At 67.4% G+C, this 18,222-nt stretch carries 12 protein-coding genes and 1 pseudogene; 3 read left to right on the forward strand and 10 right to left on the reverse strand.

What is annotated here, in order from left to right:
- From eccCa to AWC17_RS01920, 6 genes are all read right to left on the reverse strand, one after another.
- Positions 1–3,996, reverse strand: a complete 3,996-nt coding sequence (eccCa, locus tag AWC17_RS01900) for a type VII secretion protein EccCa (RefSeq protein ID WP_085164191.1) — start codon at positions 3,994–3,996, stop codon at positions 1–3.
- Positions 3,993–5,591, reverse strand: coding sequence for a type VII secretion protein EccB (gene eccB / locus AWC17_RS01905; protein WP_046185676.1), 1,599 nt, complete (start codon positions 5,589–5,591; stop codon positions 3,993–3,995). The genes eccCa and eccB overlap by 4 nt, the downstream gene beginning before the upstream one ends.
- Positions 5,588–7,441, reverse strand: a complete 1,854-nt coding sequence (eccA, locus tag AWC17_RS01910; RefSeq protein ID WP_046185677.1) for a type VII secretion AAA-ATPase EccA — start codon at positions 7,439–7,441, stop codon at positions 5,588–5,590. Before eccA ends, eccB begins: the two co-directional genes overlap by 4 nt.
- A 764-nt stretch (positions 7,442–8,205) precedes the next feature.
- The gene (locus AWC17_RS01915; protein WP_085164199.1) at positions 8,206–9,678 is read right to left on the reverse strand and encodes a PPE family protein; all 1,473 of its coding nucleotides are present in this window, start codon (positions 9,676–9,678) and stop codon (positions 8,206–8,208) included.
- Between the two features lie 14 nt (positions 9,679–9,692).
- The gene (locus AWC17_RS33240; RefSeq protein WP_372517412.1) at positions 9,693–9,851 is read right to left on the reverse strand and encodes a hypothetical protein; all 159 of its coding nucleotides are present in this window, start codon (positions 9,849–9,851) and stop codon (positions 9,693–9,695) included.
- Positions 9,852–10,334: 483 nt separating this feature from the next.
- Entirely contained in the window at positions 10,335–11,252 is a 918-nt protein-coding gene (locus tag AWC17_RS01920; RefSeq protein ID WP_085164193.1) for an oxygenase MpaB family protein, read from the reverse strand.
- A gap of 83 nt (positions 11,253–11,335) precedes the next feature.
- On the opposite strand from AWC17_RS01920, the gene AWC17_RS01925 reads away from it, so the two are divergent.
- The gene (locus tag AWC17_RS01925; RefSeq protein ID WP_046185253.1) at positions 11,336–12,007 is read left to right on the forward strand and encodes a TetR/AcrR family transcriptional regulator; all 672 of its coding nucleotides are present in this window, start codon (positions 11,336–11,338) and stop codon (positions 12,005–12,007) included.
- A 171-nt stretch (positions 12,008–12,178) separates the two neighbouring features.
- On the opposite strand, the pseudogene AWC17_RS33245 reads toward AWC17_RS01925, so the two are convergent.
- The 3 genes and pseudogenes from AWC17_RS33245 to AWC17_RS01940 form a co-directional block, all read right to left on the reverse strand.
- A pseudogene (locus AWC17_RS33245) lies at positions 12,179–12,343 on the reverse strand (condensation domain-containing protein); the annotation flags it as partial.
- A gap of 261 nt (positions 12,344–12,604) precedes the next feature.
- The gene (locus AWC17_RS01935; RefSeq protein ID WP_046185254.1) at positions 12,605–13,153 is read right to left on the reverse strand and encodes a hypothetical protein; all 549 of its coding nucleotides are present in this window, start codon (positions 13,151–13,153) and stop codon (positions 12,605–12,607) included.
- Positions 13,153–13,734: a VOC family protein gene (locus AWC17_RS01940; RefSeq protein WP_047323187.1), complete on the reverse strand. Its 582-nt coding sequence runs from the start codon at positions 13,732–13,734 to the stop codon at positions 13,153–13,155. Before AWC17_RS01940 ends, AWC17_RS01935 begins: the two co-directional genes overlap by 1 nt.
- Before the next feature lie 110 nt (positions 13,735–13,844).
- Between AWC17_RS01940 and AWC17_RS01945 the strand changes: the two genes are divergently transcribed.
- Together AWC17_RS01945 and AWC17_RS01950 are read left to right on the forward strand one after the other, a co-directional pair.
- Positions 13,845–14,978, forward strand: coding sequence for an alpha/beta hydrolase (locus AWC17_RS01945; RefSeq protein WP_046185258.1), 1,134 nt, complete (start codon positions 13,845–13,847; stop codon positions 14,976–14,978).
- Between the two features lie 104 nt (positions 14,979–15,082).
- On the forward strand, positions 15,083–17,284 hold the full coding sequence (locus tag AWC17_RS01950) for an acyl-CoA dehydrogenase family protein (RefSeq protein WP_047323162.1): 2,202 nt from the start codon (positions 15,083–15,085) through the stop codon (positions 17,282–17,284).
- A 159-nt stretch (positions 17,285–17,443) separates the two neighbouring features.
- Here the strand turns inward: AWC17_RS01950 and AWC17_RS01955 are convergent, their stop codons facing one another.
- Positions 17,444–17,770 carry a hypothetical protein gene (locus AWC17_RS01955; RefSeq protein ID WP_082123098.1) on the reverse strand — a complete coding sequence of 109 codons (327 nt, stop codon included), beginning with the start codon at positions 17,768–17,770 and terminating at the stop codon, positions 17,444–17,446.
- Between the last annotated feature and the right edge of the window lie 452 nt (positions 17,771–18,222).

An 18,222-nucleotide genomic window follows, 5' to 3' on the forward strand; every position in this document is an offset into this window, starting at 1 on the left:
TTACTGTTGCGTTTCACCAAACATCGCGGCCTCACCCACCAGCGGGTTGACCAACTGCACGTAGGTCGGACTGTCGCTGTCGCCCAACAAGATCGCCCGCCCGGCCGGCAGCCGGCCGAATCGCTGGCCCCGGATCTTGCCGCTGTCCTGCGGGTTGCCCGCCAGCATCAGCGTGGTCGCCTGCAAATCGTTGAACCGGCGCAGCAGCGGGTTCGTCATCAGGGCGTGCCCGGATCCGGTGGCACGCGCCGTGACGATCACCCGCAGCCCCAAATCGGCCGCCTGCGAGAGGATTCCGATCAGCGGGGTCCACGGCCGCTGCCCGATGTACGGGCCGCTCATCGCCGGCGAGTCCGGTATCTGGTCGACGTCGTCGATGATCAGATAGTGGGTGTGGCCCGTGTTCGTCCAGCGGGCCAGCTCGCCGGGCGACAACCCGGCCGGGGGCCGCCGCGACTCGATGATGTTGGCCAGGCCCAACATCGCCGGGATGATGCGGTCGATGTTGGCGGTGTACTCGTTGTCGGCGAACAACGGCTCGTCGACCAGGTGCAGCCGCCGGTCCAGCACGGTGAAGGCCACCTGGTCGGCCGTGGAGTGCTCGCGGATGGTGCGAATGATGTGGCGCAACAACGTGGTCTTGCCGGACTTGCTGTCGCCGAACACCATCAGCAGCGGCTCGTCGGCGAAGTTGACGACGACGGGCGCGAGATCCTCCTCGCGCTGGCCGATGACCACCCGCTCCTGCCCGCGATAGAGCGCACCGACCGCCTCAGGGGCGAGGTTGGTCGGCAGCAGCCGCACCGGCGGTGCGGCCATGCCCGGGTAGCGGGCGTTGAGCGCGGCAACCTGATCCAGCTCCGGCGAGGCGAACAGGAAGTGCTCGGCGGCCATCGTCAACCCACGGCCCGGCTGGTCGTGCGGCACGGCTTCCGCGGGGCGCCGCAGCGCGCCGACGAGCCGCACATTGCTGTCCCGCGGATCGTGCAGCTTGAGCTCGAGGCGCAGTCCGAGGCCGTCGCGCATCGCCAGCGGCACCTCGAGCCAGCTCGGGGTGGTGACGACGACGTGGATGCCGTAGGCGAGCCCGACGTTGGCCAACTCGGTCACCTTGGCCAGCAACGGATTACGGGTGTTGAACTGGTCGGTGTTGTCCCGGCCGAACGCGTACAGGTTGTCGATGACCAGGAACACCTCGCCGTACTCGTCGTCGGGGGCGGCGCCGTGCCTGTCGCGGAACATCTCGCGCCGCTGCCGGGACAGCAGCAGCTGCTCCAGCTCGCCGAAGGTGCGCCGGATGCGCTCGGGTTCCAGCGCCGACGCGACGCTGCCGACGTGCGCCAGGTCTTCCAGCGCCCGCAGCTTGCCGCCGCCGTAGTCCAGGCAGTAGAACGTGACGTCGCGTGGCGAGTGCAGGCTGGCCGCCGACAGGATGAACGTCTGCAGCGCGGTCGATTTCCCGGACTTGGGGCCGCCGTGGATCACCATGTTCCCGGCCGACGAGGTGGCGTCGAACACCAACGGGTCGCGGCGCATCTCGAAGGGTTTGTCGATCTCGCCGAGCGGCCACTGCCACCGGCGCTGCGGCACCCCGGAGCGCGCCAGCACGGCGGTCAGCGGGATCGGCTCGTCCAGCGGCGGCAGCCACAGCTGCGGCGCCCGCGGCCCGTATCGCGCCAACTGGTCGCCGATGGTGGCGATCAGCTTGCGCGGCGGCCCGGTGAATTCGTCGTCCTCGGCGGCCGAGATCACGGTGTCCTGATCCGGTTCGACCCGTCCGGCCGTGAACAGCTTGGGCTCCGGGGCGGCCTGCACCACAAAGGCTTTGGCCTTCTGCGGCGGATCGTAGATGCCGTCGACGTAGGTGCTGCGGAACTTGATCGGGGTCGCGCCCGGGGCGGGCACCAGAAAGCCGACGCCCTTGTGTTCCTTGCCCGATTCGATGTGGTACGCGTCCTCCACGCCGATGATCTGGCGGGAGACGCTGGGACTGGCCACCTTCAACCCGATGCGGTACGAGGTGTTCTTGTCGATGTCCTTGATCTTGCCCACGTCCAGCGTCTGCGACGCGAACAGGATGTGGATGCGGAACGAGCGGCCCTTGCGCGCCACGTAATCGAACAGCTCCGCGTATTCCGGGTGATCGGCCAGCATCAGGGTGAACTCGTCGGCGACCACGAACAGCGTCGGGATCGGCGGCAGATCAGCGGTGCCGGCCGCCCCGGATCGGCAAGCGTCCTCGTATTCGACCACCGAGTTGAACGCGCTGCCCTGCACGCGACGCCCGGCCTCACGCAGCAGCGTTTCGCGACGGGCCACCTCCCCGCGCAGCGTGTCGGCGAACCGGTCGGCCAGCGACTTCTTCTCGGCCATGTTGGAGATCACCGCGACGACCTGTGGGAAATGGCGGAAACTGTCGGCGCCCGCCTCACCCTTGAAGTCCGCGTAGATCACGATCAGCCGGTCCGCCGGATGAGTTGTCAACAGGGACAACAGGATCGACATCAGGGTCTGGGACTTCCCGGATCCCGTCATACCGATCATCAGGCCGTGCGGACCCATCCCGCCCTCGGCTTCGTCCTTCAGGTCGAAGACCAACGGCTCACCGGTCGCGGTGACGCCGATGGGCACGCGCAACTCGTCCTCGCGGGGGCGCGGCGCCCACAGCGTGGGCACGTCCAGCCGCGATGCGTCCGGGATGCCCAGCAGCGTGGTGAAGCTGGCACCGCGAGTGGCCGCCGAGCGCAGCCCGGTGTGGGTCGGGTTGGAGTCCCAGCGCGACAGCTGGCGTGCCAGGTGGGCGGCCTCGTCGGCGCCGAACTGGTCGGCGTCGTCGATGTAGGGCTGCCAGCCGCCGGTCTGCCAGCGCTCGATGGTGCCGGCTACGCTGCCCCCGCCGTCCCCCCCGCTGACGCGCAGGATCGGCTTCTCCGGATCCGAATACTGTTCGCGGTGCGGCGGTGTGGCGGACCGGTGCACGACGGTCACGCCCGCCCGGCCCCGCGCCAACGTGGAGGTGTTCAGGTCGAAGTCGGGGTCGTCGACGACGATCAGCAAGTGCCGCAGCGTGTCGGCGGGCTCGCCGGTGAACGCCGGGCGGTCGATGAACGCGGGGCCGAGCAGCAAGACCAGCTCGTCGGGGTTGGTCGCCAGGAAGCGGGCCGGTCCAACGCCGTCGAGCTCGCCCGGAACGTCGACGTGCGGAAGCCATTTCAGCCAGGACCAGTCCGGGCCCTCCAGGTCGCTGGTGACCAGTGCAACCCCCAGCACCGCCGGGTCGTGCCACGTCACCGCCTGGGCGATCCAGGCGCGCATGGCCGCCCGCGCCGCCTCGGCCTCACCCAGGACAGTGATCCGCGAGACCTTCGTCAGGTCGATGCCGGTCGGCACCTCACGCACGATCCGGTGGGTGTCGAGCAGGCTGCGTAATGCGCTGTGCGACACCGGCTCCAGGTCGATCTCGTCCGCGGTGTCGTTCACCCGCAGTGCGGTGGTCAGCGGCACCTGATGGCGGCCGGCCCGCAGCACCAGGAAGTCCGGGTCGTGCGGGTCGCGCTCCCATTGACGGCGCGACCCCGCCACACCGGCGAGGGCGGTGGGCTCGGGGTGCGACCACTCGGCCGCTGCCCGCTGCTGGGCGGCCTGGGTGCGGATGTTGTCGCGGACCACCGAGAGGTAGCGCAGGTAGTCGGCGCGTTCGGCATCGACCTCCTCGGTGCGCGTCTTGTTGTCGTTGCCGCGATACATCGCGGTGGCCGCCAGTAGCAGCACAAACGGGAAGAACAGCGTCTGCGGGGAGATCAGCCGCATCCCGGTGGCGAACAGGGCGACGACCATGCCGACGATCAGGATCACCAGCACATAGGGCATCGCCCGGCGCAGGAACGACGGCGGGATCACCCGCGGCAGTTCGGGCGGCGCCTCGATGTTGATGGTGCCTTTGCGGGTGACCGGGGGGGCCAGCCGGCGGCGGGCTTCGAAAATGAGTCGGCTCATCGGGGCGCTCCCTCTGCTGATGCCACGCGGCCGGGCTTGGTGTCGGGCGCCAGTCCGTCGTGCGCCAGCAGCGCGTCGGCGCGTGACAGCGTCGGGCCGCTCGCGAACAGTGACAGGACCGACCACGGGACGGGCATTGCGGGCTCGCTCAGGCCAAGGGCCTCAACCGTTTTCCCGCGCCCGGCGGCAGAGTTCTCCGCCTCGTTGTCGATGCCATAGCGAACCCCGGTGTCCGACACCCAGAACAACGACCCGGTGCCGGGCGCACCCGCGCCGCCGGTGACGGTCTGAGCGAAGTAGCCGGTGCCCGGCGCCAGGGCGACCCGGGTGGCCGTTGCAGGGGAGGTGCCGCCGACCAGGTCGACGGTGCGGATCGATTCGGGCACCGGCAGCGCCGAGCCCGACAGCAGGCTCAGCGAGCTGGTGGCGGCGCCGGCCGGTTTGCTCCAGTACGCGCACGTGACGGGGTCCTTGGCCGCGTCGACGAGGGTGACCTGCTGGTCGGGATAGCGCGAGGTGTCCAGCATCCGCGAAACCGGCAGCTTGGCCACCGCGTCGGCGCCCAGCCGCGGCGGCTGGTCCAGGCCATAGGAGTTGGTGTTGCGCAGGATCGCCGCGAGCACCGGGGAGATGGGCTGCAAGCCGTCCGGCAACACCGCGTAGTAGCGGGCGCCCGACGAGTTCTGGTCCAGGGCATAGGAAACCACGACCGCCCCGATCGGCGCCGGCACGCTGAAACCGGCCGGAGCGCCTGCGTTCGGGATGCCCGGCGCCGTCAGCGGCGGCGCTTCGGGGACGGCGTTGAACAATCCCAGCGCGATGGGCCGCGGCGCCGGCACGTCAGAGTTGTTCAGCCCCAAGCCAAGTGCGTTCGTGACCGCGTGGTCGGCCAGGTTGATCTGGCTGCGCCTGCCGTCCCAGAGCAGCCAGGTGCTGTTGCCGCTATCGACCAGAACCGCCTGTCTGGCATCGAGTTTGGCCGCCCGCGCTCCGCTGCTGTCCGGGCGGCCCGCGATCACCGTGACGCCGGTGCTGTGCACGGCGTGCGACGTCCCGCCGATGCCATCGCACACGGTCCAGTTCGCGTCACGCGTGGTGTTTTGCACCATGCGTTCCGGCGCGCCCGGAATGCCGATCAGGTTGCCGCGCGGAAACCGGTCCAGCTCACTGCTTTTCACCGTCGCGGGGTTGACGGGCTTACCGACGATCAGCCGGGCCGACGTCAGGTTGAGCACCGGGTGCAGCTGGTCGCCCACCCGTACGTACAGGGCAGCGGTCGACCGGTCGGCGAGCACGGCGTTGGTCCCGACCGTCCCGTTGGGCCGGATCAGCGAGAACACGAAGCAGCCCGCCAAGCCGGTGGCCAGCAGCACCATCCCCATCAGCACCGCGCGCGACTGGCTACGCAGCGGGTCGACGAGCATCCTGGTGTCGTGCAAGGCGATACCGGAAGCGATCCGGCGCATCACGAATCGCCAGCCGCTCACCTGGTGGCGGGTGACGAAACCGCGCCGATACTCCACCTTGTCGGGATTGTCGTTGACCGGGGTTCGCGAGGCGAACGAACGCCGTTCGTCCGATTCGGGATGCGTCATGCCGGCACCGACAGCCCGAGGCCACGCAACAACGGCTCCACCGAGTTCTCGACGTCTTGGTCGGTTATCGTCATCAGCTCCTCGTCACTGAATTCCCCGGTCCCGGCGTGTTCCGAATGGTCGAGCCGGAATTCTCGTTCTTCCTCGGAGCGTTCGACGATGTTGCGGACGAATCGGCCGTTACCGGCGATGTCCAGGTTGCGCCGCGAAATCCCGTTGGAGTCCGGCGTCGACTCGGTGGCCAACGTCGTGAACAACGCCTCCATGTGGTCGAGCGCGGCCTGCTCGAAGACGCTGTCGCGCTGCTCGGCCATCTTCGTCGCGATCTCGACGAGCTCCGACGGTGCGTAGGAAGGAAAGTCGATGTTGCGGGTGAACCGAGAACGCAAGCCCTCGTTGGTGTCCAAGAACTTGTCGAGGTCGGCCCGGTACCCGGCGATGATGACCACCAGCCGGTCGCGGTCGTTCTCCATCCGCGCCAGCAGGGTGTCGATGGCCACCAGCCCGAAGTCGTTCTTGGCGCCGGTGGCGACCAGGGCGTAGGCCTCGTCGAGGAACAGCACCCCGTCGAGCGCGCTGTCGATGATCGCGTTGGTCTTGGCTTCGGTCTCGCCGATGTGCTGGCCGATCAGGTCGGCACGGTGCACCTCTCGGATGTTCTCCCGCTTCAAAAGGCCGAGGCCGCAATAGATCTTGGCGACCACGCGGGCGATGGTGGTCTTACCGGTGCCGGGCGGTCCGGCGAAGACGAGGTGGTGGGCACGCTGCGCGACGGCCAGCCCGCGCTGCTTGCGCACGAGTTCCATGGCCACTGAGCTCTTGAGCCGCGACACCTGGTTCTTGACCTCGTCCAGCCCGATGAATTCGGCGAGCTGGAGTTCGGCCTCGTGCAGCAGCACGGCCTTGCGCTCGTGGGCCGCGGGGTCGACGAAGTCCTCCACGCTGGGCTCGGTGTCCGGGTTCCAGGGGTCGGTGCGCGCTTCGATTCGGGCCGCGGTGGTGGTCACGATCCCGAAACTGGGATCGGACAGAGCCTGCTCGACCTGTTCGTTTTCCGGATGAGCCGCGTACAGGTCCTGCAGCACTTCGCTCGCCGATTCCTCGTCGACGTGCGCCCGCAGCACCAGCGCCTTGGCCAGCGCCCCGTCGACCGCCGCCACCGCGACGTGGCCGTCGGGCTCCTCGAGGTACGACAGGGCCGGGGCGAACATGCCCAGCCGCGCCAGCGCGGTGCCCAGGGCGATCTTGGCCGCGTGCGAGAAGGCCTCGTCGAGGTCGGCGTCGTTGACGACGGGCGTCAGCAACTTGACGACGTCCGACCACCGCTCGGCGCGGTAGTTGATGACGACGGCGACCCAGCGGGCCTCGCGCCAATTCGGGCGGTGCGCGATCAGGCCGGTGACGACCTGGGCTGCGTCGGCAAACCGTCCGGCCGTCCCGAGTGCCGCCGCGTAGGCGAGGTGGAAGTCGTCGGGGGTGGTGGCGCGGAACTGCAGATACAGGCCGGTGTCGTAGCGGAAGCCCAGTGCCCCGGGCGCCAGATCCACCCTGCGCTGCAACGCGCCGGCCGTTGTCGCGGTCTGCGACACCGCCTCCAGCACCCGCAGGGACACATCGCCGGCGGCCGCGAGTCCCGTCCAGGCGTCGCACTGGTCGTGGGCGATGCGGGTCAGCGCGGTGAATCCGGAGCGCGCGGCGGCCAGGTCTGCCGGGCGCTGGCGCTGGTATACCGAGATGCCGAGCGCGCGGCAGCACGTGGCGAACCGGCTGACGACGTCGCCGTCAACCCTGGCGTCCGCTCGAGAATTGACGGGCTGCGCTGCGAGCACGCCGGTGTCACCGAGTTCCACGGCCACGTCTCTCCATTTGTGTAGCCTCCCCTAACTTGACCCGCCTGAAGTTAGCATTGCATAAGCTAAGTGTCGAGGCGCTCGGGGCGGGTCGATTGCCTGCCCAGTTTCCGTTCTATGGGCACTGACCTGGCTGTTACCCGCGCCAGTCAACCCTTCAGTCCGACTCGCAACGCGTCACGGCAGATATTCCTCGCCGCCAGAGTCACCAACAGAAGACATGTTAACTGAATATGATTATCGTTTTCAACACTGTCACCACCGAGATCCGATAACGCCGTGGTCTACGCCGCCAGATGGACTCGCGTTGGGCAGACAGCCACCTGCATCGCCAGCTCGCTGAGTTGACCTGCCATCACACATATGGACCCACCTAAGACACCACCCCCGCCCTCAGCTGGCCCGGGGCGTGCTGGGCGGGCCGAATTGCTCTTCGGCGACAATGGCGGGCCGCCGATATCGGCACTCGGGCATTGCACTGTGCCGGCATAGGTCGATACGTCTCCCGCATAACCCAGCCGGCCGGCTAACAAGTTATTGACTCGGCGTCCCCCTGCTATGAAACGCTTCCGCCGAGAGTGCGACCGCTCAAGCCTGACCGATGGGGGGTGGCGCGTCGACTTCGCCTTCGACAAACGCCGAACACGTTGCAACCAACTGCGGAATATGCGTAGCCAGGAAACCCGTGGTGACTCTTCTAAAGCCATTGCTAGTCATGGTGATAAGCGTTTGCCGCATTGGCCATGCTCTGCATTGCCTCCCGCCTAGCCAGCCCGGTCTGGAGCCCAGGTTCCCGGCACCATCGGCACCGTCGGGCCCCCGCCACACGTCCCATCGCCCAGCGTGGTCAAGCCCGCCGCATCAACTACGGTCTCCTTGCGCACCGTCCCGGCGAACCCCAACGGCCCCGCGCCCTGATCGGAGCCCACCATCGAGGCGACGGGCTCCTCACTGGGCGGCGCGTCCCAGTCTGGCTCGACCGCGACACCCATATCCGCGAACTCGTCGCCGTGCCCGCGCAGCGCCGCCCGCCGACGCCGCCGTGCCCGCGCCTGATCCCGCGCAGCGGCCGTGGTCGCCGCGGCGGCGGTATCAGGCTCCGCCGCCTTCTTCTTGGCGCTGGCGCTGGTGCCCATACCCGACCCAAGCCCGATGCCGGGCCCACCAACCACGTAGGGGAAGCCGAAGCCCGCGACACCGGCGACCCCGGGTGCCGGCGGCGGCGGCGGTGCGGCCGGGGCGCTGCCGGTCGCATGCGCGGGCGCCCCAGTGGAAGCGGGGGCCGAGCCAGGGCTGACGACCGTCGATGCAGTCGGGGCGAGCCCGACGGCCGGCAAATTGGGCTCAGCCGCGGCAGGAATCGTCTCCGCTCCCGTGGGCACCGCGGCTAGGCCGGCCAGCCCGGACAGCCCCGCGAAGCCGGATACCGCTGCCAGGTTGGCGATGGCGAGGCCGAGCCCCACCGACAGCAACTGCGGGGATTGAGCCAGGTAGGTGACAAGGAACTGCACGTGGAACATAAAATCGGCCTCCATCAGAGGAAGGAGGGTCGCCGCCTGCGACGGATTTGATAGCAGGTCGGTCCATTGCTGAACAAGTTCGGACGCCCAATCCGTCCAGAAGCGCGGGTCGTTCGGGCAATACACGTTCTCGGTGCTTCCGGTCCACGGATCTATTCTGGTGCCGCCGCAGCCGCTGTCGCCGGTGTTGCTGCCGGATTTCTGGATCTGCGGCGCCGGTGCGGTTTGCGGCGTCGCCACCACCGCGGTGCCGGAGACCGCTTGATAGGTGGCCATTGTGGTCGCGGCCTGAATCCACATCCGCACATAGTCGGCCTCGTTGAGCGCGATCGGAATCGTATTGATCCCAAAGAAATTCGTCGCCACCAACACCGCGTTAGTGGTGTGATTGGCTGCCAGCTCGGCCAGTGTTGGCATGACCGCTAGTGCACTGGTGTAGGCGGCGGCCACGGTCTCATGCTGGGCGGCCGCGCCCGCGCTGTTGGTGCTGGCCTGCATCAACCAGGCCACGTAGGGCACGTTCGCGGCGACATAGGACTCCGCGCTCGGCCCTTCCCACACCCCCGCCTGCACCGCCGCCAGCGAAGCGGTGAGTTCGTCCGCCACCGAGGCATATTCGGCGCTGAGCGACGACCACGCCCCTGCCGCCGCCAGCAACGACCCCGGACCGGGGCCGGCGCTCAGCAACGCCGAATGCACTTCCGGCGGAAAGGCCATCCACACCGGCGCCGTCACGATCGGCCGCAGGCGACCAGATACGACGCGACGGCACCCATCCCGCGGCCGGAGCGACCGAGCTCCTTCGCGGCCTGTCCCGCATGCTCACCGCCGTGGACGCAGAACCCAACCGCACTGTGCAGCGCCACAGGATCGGCGGCCGGCGGCGCCACCTCTGTGATCAAAGTGGTAGGTCGGTCATGCGCAGCCGCCGTCGAGCGGTCAACGCTTCGACACGTGCACAGGCGGCTGGGCCTTCCGGGTATGACGCGGAACGTCACGAGGAAACTCCTTCGGTGGCGAAGCTCGGACAGCCATAGCTTAATGACGTTGATTATCATTATCAACAAGCCCGTATCGGGATCACGCGCGGGCCTGTTCGTCGCCCCACCTGAGCCCTGCAGTCCCATTCCGCAAGGCCTCGCGGCTCCACCGCCCCAACTCGCTGCATGAGTGAGCGCCACTACGGGGCTCCGCGAGCTCAGCCGGGTGTTGACGCCACCCCGAAAGACGCCAATTGGGTGCTCACAACACCAAGGACCGATTTGCAGCTAATTCCATTGGGCGGCATACCTGGAAGGTGAGTAGCCGTGTGCCGAGCGCTAGACGGTATGGGTTGACCGCCGGCGTTGGGTTGGGGGTCAACCCCATACCGTCTAGACCAACGGGCGGCCCGTCCTGATCCGGCGGTCGACGTCGGCCAGCAGGACGTTGAAGGGGAACTGCCGAACGAACCGCGGTAAGCACCGGTTCACCAAGGCCAATGCCGCGATGAGCCGGTCGAAGCGCTGTTGCTTGGTGGCGTCCCAGGGCAGCCGCATCTCGTTGCGGAACCGCTGCGGCAGAAAGCCCGTGGTGATCAGCAACGCGAAGTTGTCGGAGGCGCGCTGCAGGCGGCGCGGCAGCGTCAGCCCCCGGATGCGGTTCGCGGCAATGGGATACAGATACTCACGGACGGCCTCGTCGATGTGGACCTTGGCCAGCGACTCCTGCCAGTACCGGTCGAACGCCGCCCGGTCCGCCGGCCACATCTCCGGTGGGACCTGCAAGGTGGTGGCCAGCGCCATGCCTTCGCGGTAGTGGCGGTCGGCATCCTCGCCGTCCAGCTCGCCGATGAACATCCGGTAGATATCGACCCCGCCCTTGTACAAGCACGCCCCCACCCACAGCTGCAGGTCGGGGTCAAAGGCGTTGTACTGCACCGGGCTTTCGGGGGTGGAGTAGACCTGCGCGTGGGCCCGGTTCACCGCGCGACGGAAGGCCTCTTTCTGGGCGTCGCTGCCGTTGGTCGCCACGGCCAGGTAGGTGAAGGTGGTGCGCGCGCGCTTGATCGGATGCAGATCGACGCGGCCGCTTTCGACGCGGCTCTCCATGACGCCGTAGCCGACACCGGGGCGCGCCAATTGCATGATCACGTTCGCGGGGCCGGCCAATAGCGCGACGCCCATCAACCCCTCGTCGATGCCAAGCGCCCGCCGGCGCCCGCCCCGCCGCGCGGGGGATTGCCGTGGCGCGTCGGCGATCGCGCGCTCGACATGCCGAACCGGTTGGTGAACGGCCTCGTGTATTGCCATGGTCAGACCCCTCCAGCGGCACGGCCCGCGAATGTGCGAACGCTTGTTTCCTGATATTGTCGTGGCGTCGCGTTGGTGTCAAGATGGTTCGCATGGACGAGACCTCGAGCGTGCGGCCGTACCGCGGCGTCGAGGCCACGCAGCGACTGGCCACGCGCCGCAACCGGCTGCTGGCCGCGGGGCTCGACCTGCTCGGCGCGGAGCAGCAACAGAGCATCTCCGCGGTCACCGTCCGCGGCGTGTGCCGCCAGGCCGGCCTGGCGGCCCGGTACTTCTACGAAAGTTTCGCCGACAAAGACGAATTCGTCGCCAGTGTTTTCGACTGGGTGGTCGCCGAGCTGGCCGCCACCACACAGGCGGCGGTGGCGGCGGTGCCGGCGCACGAGCAGACCCGCGCGGGAATGGCCAACATCGTGCGCACCATCGCCGGCGACGCCCGCCTCGGGCGCCTGTTGTTCAACACTCAGCTGGCCGATCCGGTGATCGTGCGCAAGCGCGCCGAATCCAGCGCGCTGTTCGCCATGCTGTCCGGCCAGCACGTCGGAGACGCCCTGCGAGTCCCGGCAAACGACCGCATCAAGGCCGCGGCCCATTTCGTGGTCGGCGGCGTCGGGCAAACCATCAGCGCCTGGCTTGCCGGCGACGTCCGACTCGAACCGGACCAGCTCGTCGACCACCTGGCCGCACTGCTCGACGAACTCGCCGAGCCAAAGCTGTACCGCCCCAAGGAAATACGGGCAGACTCCGACGCTTAGTCGCCTGTCACACGCTCACACCGGGCAGACCGTGCGCCAGCCTTCGTGGCGGTGAGTGCGAAGTCGCTCAGGGCGCTCGCAATGGCGTGCCTCAATTCGCCGTCCGAGTTGGGCCGGCCAGGTTGGTAGGCCAGGAAGGAGATGAAGACCTGTTCGTTCGCCCTTCCCCATTGTCTTTTCCGCGTGCCGGTTGATCCACATGTTGACGCCGCCGGCCGAGAGACTGACGCCGTAAGTACCGAAATTCATCTCCGCCCACACCCCGGCGAGGTGACTCTTCCGAAAGTCCAGAAACGACAACATCATCGGCAGACACGTGGGCAGCCTGATTCCCATGCAGCATGCATTCAATTTCGACTGGAGATCTTTGCGACGGATTTGCGTATGTTGGACCGAACTTATGGTGCTGCTCGAACCCCCCCTTGTCGCTGTTGTTGGGCAGTAGTCGACTAAGGCGCCGATCTTGCGGTTTTTCGAAAATTTGCAATCTCGCGGTTGTCCGCCGCGATGCCGGTAAAATCGGCAGCCGTTCGGTCGCGCACCACGCCCGGCAGGCTATGTTGCGGTTCGAACCGGACCTGCCAAACCCCTACCGCCTCAGGGCAACAGCGGCAGATCCCACAGCCGCATCCCGGGGTCCAGCAGCCAAAAACGCGCCATGGTCAGGCGCATGAGCCGCAGCCCGCTGACGACCATGAAGGCCGCCAGTGGCAGCTCGATCAACAGAGCGGTGGCCACCGACAACCAGACATCCCTGGGGCCGGCGGTCATCAGGTCGAACCACGCGTCGCAGACCAGGAGCACCCCGGTGGTGAACGCGGCCGGAATCAGCACCTGACGACGCAGGTAGCCGAGAAGAGCCGTCGCCACCATGAACGCCATCAACAGCACGTCGAAGCCCACCCAGGTAAGGGGCCAGTTGTGCGCGACGTAGTCCTCCGGCAGCGTCGTGGAGAGATATCCCAGCCAGGGGATCATTACCGCCGAGCCACCGACCATCAGGCTCAATCGGATGCGCCGCACGCGGGCCAGGAACACCGGGTCGATGACGTCGCTAATAGGTTGTTCCAGCCGGGTGATCAGATCGCGCCGCTCACCGGGCGTGAGTGCCGCGATCTGCGCGTCGGTCAGGATGCGCTCGGTCATCAGCGACCGGCGACCACCGCGGGTCGCCGGTCCGCCGCGGTTTTCGGCACCGCCAGAGCATCGCTGTTATCGAATTCTTTGACCCAACAAGCGAATTCGAGGGTTATGCCATCGGGGTCCTGGAAGTAGAACGACCGCACGTACACCCCGGGATGCACCGTCGCGGACACTTGCGTGGGGCTCTCGTCATGGTTGAGCACCGGGCCGACCCGTACCCCTTTGTCCTTGAGCCGCTGGCGGTAGGCGTCGAACTTCTCGGCCGGCACGTGGAAGGCCAAGTGGTTCATGGTGCTCACCGCGCTGGTGATGTCGCCGATGCCGGGGATGGCGCCCGGCGACGAGATGCCCGGTATCCGGTCGGGCGCGTCGGCGAACCAGAAGAACGCGACGCAGTCACCGTTGCCGGCGTCGAAGAAGAAGTGCTGGCCCGCGCCCCGGGGCAGGTCGAGCGACTTGATCAACGGCATGCCGAGGATGTTGGTGTAGAAGTCCACGGTGCGAGCCATGTCCGAGCAGACCAGCGCGACGTGGTTGATACCGCCGAGTTCGAATTCCGTGTTGGTGTTGTGCGGCTTGATCATCGCGCGGCTCCCCTCGGTCCCCGGCTTGAAATCCTGGCCAAGATGTAATTCCGAATCTAACATCAGCTTCAGTTTTCAACGAGATGTCGATTGCCAACAGGGCCGCTGAAATGACTCTTCACACCGGTGCCGCGGGAGTAATCCGCGAGTTCGTCGGGTTGCCGTCGAGCACCGCCGGGCGCGCCGGTGCGGGTGGGCATCCTTGCCAGGGGCTGTACCACCGCGGGGTGGGACGCAAGCCCAAGGTGGCGATGATCGCCACGCACTACCAGATCGACTTCTCCGAGCACTACCTCGCCGACTACATGGCCACCCGCGGCGTCGGCTTTCTGGGCTGGAACACCAGGTTCCGTGGCTTCGAAAGCAGCTTCCTGCTCGATCACGCGCTAGTCGACATCGGCGTCGGAGTGCGCTGGTTGCGCGAAGTGCAGGGCGTGGAAACCGTTGTGCTGCTCGGTAATTCGGGCGGTGGCTCGTTGATGGCCGCATATCAGTCACAGGCCGCGGAGCCGAACGTGACCCCGTTGGACGGGATGCGGCCGGCGGCGGGCCTGACCGAGTTGCCCGCCGCGGACGGCTACGTGTCCACCGCGGCCCATCCGGGGCGACCCGACGTGTTGACGGCCTGGATGGATGGCGCCGTCGTCGACGAGAACGACCCCGTCGCCACCGACGCCGACCTCGACCTGTTCAACGAGCGCAACGGCCCGCCGTACGGGCCGGAGTTCCTCACCCGCTACCGCCGCGCGCAGACCGCCCGCAACCACGCCATCACCGACTGGGCCGAGAAGGAACTCAAACGCGTTCGCGCGGCGGGGTTTTCCGACCGCCCGTTTTCCGTCATGCGCACCTGGGCCGATCCCCGCATGGTCGACGCCAGTATCGAGCCGACCAGGCGTCAGCCGAACATGTGCTATGCCGGCCTCCCGGCCAAGGCGAACCGGTCGGCGCACGGCATCGCCGCGGCCTGCACCCTGCGGAGCTGGCTGGGCATGTGGAGCCTGCGGGTGGCGCAGACCCGGGCCGAGCCGCACCTGTCCCGGATCACCTGCCCCGCCCTGGTGATCAACGCCGAGGCCGATACCGGTGTCTTCCCGTCCGACGCCCAACGGATTTTCGTCGCGCTCGCGGGCCCCGACAAGACGCAAACGTCGATCGACACCGACCACTACTTCACCACCCCGGGCGCTCGCGGCGCGCAAGCCGACATCATTGCCAAGTGGATCACCAAACGGTTTCGCTGAGAGTTCTCGCCCGCTGGTGACCGCTGTGGTCAACCAACCGACCGGTTGTTAGTTTGGAAGGTGCTTGGCCGAGACGGAACCCCGAAAGCATGGGAAGGCGACCAATGCCGATCGCTATCACTCCTGAGCATCAAGACCTCGCCGCTTCGGTGCGGTCGCTGGTGACGCGTATCGCGCCGTCCGAGGCGTTGCACACGGCGATGGAAACGCCGATCGACAATCCCCCGCCGTACTGGCGGGCGGCGGCCGAACAGGGCCTGCCGGGCCTGCATCTGGCCGAGTCCGTGGGTGGGCAGGGTTTCGGCATCCTCGAGTTGGCCATCGTGCTGGCCGAGTTCGGCTATGGCGCGGTGCCCGGGCCATTCGTGCCGTCGGCGATCGCCAGTGCCCTGATTTCCGCCAATGACCCGCAAGCGAAGGTGCTCTCGGAGTTGGCGTCTGGCGCCGCCATCGCCGCCTACGCGATGGACTGCTGCGGGCTGACCGCCACCCGCCAAGGTGACGCGCTGGTGCTCCGCGGCGAGGTCCGCGCGGTTCCCGCGGCGGCGCAGGCCTCGGTGCTGGTGCTCCCGGTCGCGATCGACAGCGGCGAGGAATGGGTGGTGCTGCGCGCCGAGGAGCTCGAGATCGAGCCCGTGAAAAGCCTCGACCCGCTCCGCCCGGTCGCCCACGTGCGGGCCAACGCCGTCGAGGTCGGCGCTGATGCCGCGTTGTGCAACCTGAGCATGGCGACGGCGCACGCGCTGATGACGACGCTGCTGTCCGCCGAGGCGATCGGAGTGGCGCGCTGGGCAACCGACACCGCGTCGCAATACGCCAAGATCCGTGAGCAGTTCGGCCGGCCGATCGGTCAGTTCCAGGCCATCAAGCACAAGTGCGCGGAGATGATCGCCGACACCGAGCGCGCCACCGCGGCGGTGTGGGACGCCGCCCGCGCTATCGACGAAGCACGCGAAAACAATTGGGACATAACCGGTTCCCATGTCGAGTTCGCCGCCGCCGTGGCGGCGACGCTGGCCCCCGCGGCCGCTCAACGGTGCGCGCAGGACTGCATCCAGGTACACGGCGGGATCGGTTACACCTGGGAGCACGACACGAACGTGTACTACCGCCGGGCGCTGATGCTGGCCGCCTCGTTCGGCCGCAGTTCGGAATACCCGCAGAAAGTGGTGCACACCGCCACCAGCACCGGCATGCGCGCGGTCGACATCGACCTCGACCCCGACACCGAGAAGCTGCGGGACGAGATCCGGGCCGAAGTCGGCGCGCTCAAGGCGATGGAGCGCGACCAGCGCAAGGTCGCCATCGCCGAGGGCGGCTGGGCGCTGCCGTATCTGCCGACACCGTGGGGCCGCGCCGCCGGTCCGATCGAGCAGATCATCATCGCCCAGGAGTTCACCGCCGGCCGGGTCAAGCGCCCGCAGATGGGTATCGCGACGTGGATCATCCCGTCGATCGTCGCCTTCGGAACCGAGGAGCAAAAACAGCGTTTCCTGCCGCCGACCTTCCGCGGTGACATGATCTGGTGTCAGCTCTTCTCCGAGCCGGGCGCCGGGTCGGACCTGGCCGGGCTGAGCACCAAGGCAACCCGAACGGACGGCGGCTGGCGCATCACCGGCCAGAAGATCTGGACCACGGCGGCGCAGCTGTCCCACTGGGGCGCACTACTGGCCAGGACCGACCCGTCGGCGCCGAAGCACAACGGCATCACCTACTTCTTGCTGGACATGCGCAGTGAAGGCGTCGAGGTGAAGCCGCTGCGCGAGCTCACCGGGAACGCGATGTTCAACACCGTCTACATCGACGACGTGTTCGTGCCCGACGAATGTGTGCTCGGCGAAGTGAACCGGGGATGGGAGGTCAGCCGCAACACCCTTACCGCGGAACGGGTTTCGATCGGTAGCAGCGAGGCGAACTTCCTGGCCACCCTCGGCCAGTTCGTCGAGTTCGTTCGCGACGGCCAGTTCGACCCGGTCGCACAACACCGAGCGGGTCAGCTGATCGCCGAGGGCCACGCCGCCAAGGTGCTCAACATGCGCTCGACGCTGTTGACGCTGGCCGGCGGGGACGCCATGCCGTCGGCGGCCATCTCCAAGTTGCTGTCGATGCGCACCGGCCAGGGGTATGCGGAGTTCGCGGTGTCCTCGTTCGGCACCGACGCCGCCATCGGCGACCCCGCCGAACCAGCCGGCACGTGGGGCGAATACCTGCTGGCGAGCCGGGCCACCACCATCTACGGCGGCACCTCCGAGGTGCAGCTGAACATCATCGCCGAGCGGCTGCTCGGTCTTCCTCGCGATCCCTGACCGCCACTTCCAATTTGGTCCTGGAGAGCAACTTGGCCCTGGAGAGGGCCATGCCGACCTGAGGGGTGGTCAGGCCGGCATGGTTCCCCCAATCCCGTGGGTCGGTCAGCCTACTGTGGATCGGCACGCCGAGGCTGGCCGGTTACCACGGGAGGTGGTTCACCACCACCAGTTCCACCAGCGCCCGGGGGCCCAGAATCCGCGGTTGCCCGGAACCCACCCACGGTGGCCTCCCCCGGCCCATCCGTGGCCACCCCGTCCGTGGCCGCCCCATCCATGGCCGCCATGACCCCCTCCTGGACGGTCGGGAATGATTCCGGGTCCGCCCGGCGCGCCGTGCGGACCGGCGGTGGTGAAGCTGGTGTCGGGTCCTGGCACCGGGGCCGCCTGGGCGACGGGGCCGGCGCCGAACAGCAGCGCTCCGGCCACCGCCGAAGCACCGACTGCGCCCACGGCCGCGCCGCGTAACGATCGCGAAGAAATCATGATCGCCAGAGCTCCTTCCTGGCATTGAATGCCGACGAAATTAAACGTTAGTGAGAACGTTACCCGGCAAACAACGGCAGTACACCAGAATTGTCCTGTGAATTATGTAACAATTGTAGCAACAGCATTTATCATCGTCCAATTGTGTCAGATTTAATGCTGTTCATAACTCAGGATATTCATGGATACTGAGTTGCGTCCGCGAGCTATTTAAGCTGCTTAAACGTCATATACTGACATACTGGCTTCCGTCTTTCCGTATCGTCATATCAACTGAATTGCGTATTGCGCATAGCCATGTCCGCCGTCCATCAGCTGGCAGGTGCCCCGCAAAATCGTCTGCCGATCAGCTACCTTTATCAGTTTGCTGCAGAAGGCCGCTGCTGGGACACCTGCCGCGACCGCGGGCGGCTCAGGGGCCCGGTGACGCGACTTACGCCGTCGTCGGTGGA

Source organism: Mycobacterium nebraskense (genome assembly GCF_002102255.1).
In the GTDB taxonomy this organism is placed as follows: domain Bacteria; phylum Actinomycetota; class Actinomycetes; order Mycobacteriales; family Mycobacteriaceae; genus Mycobacterium; species Mycobacterium nebraskense.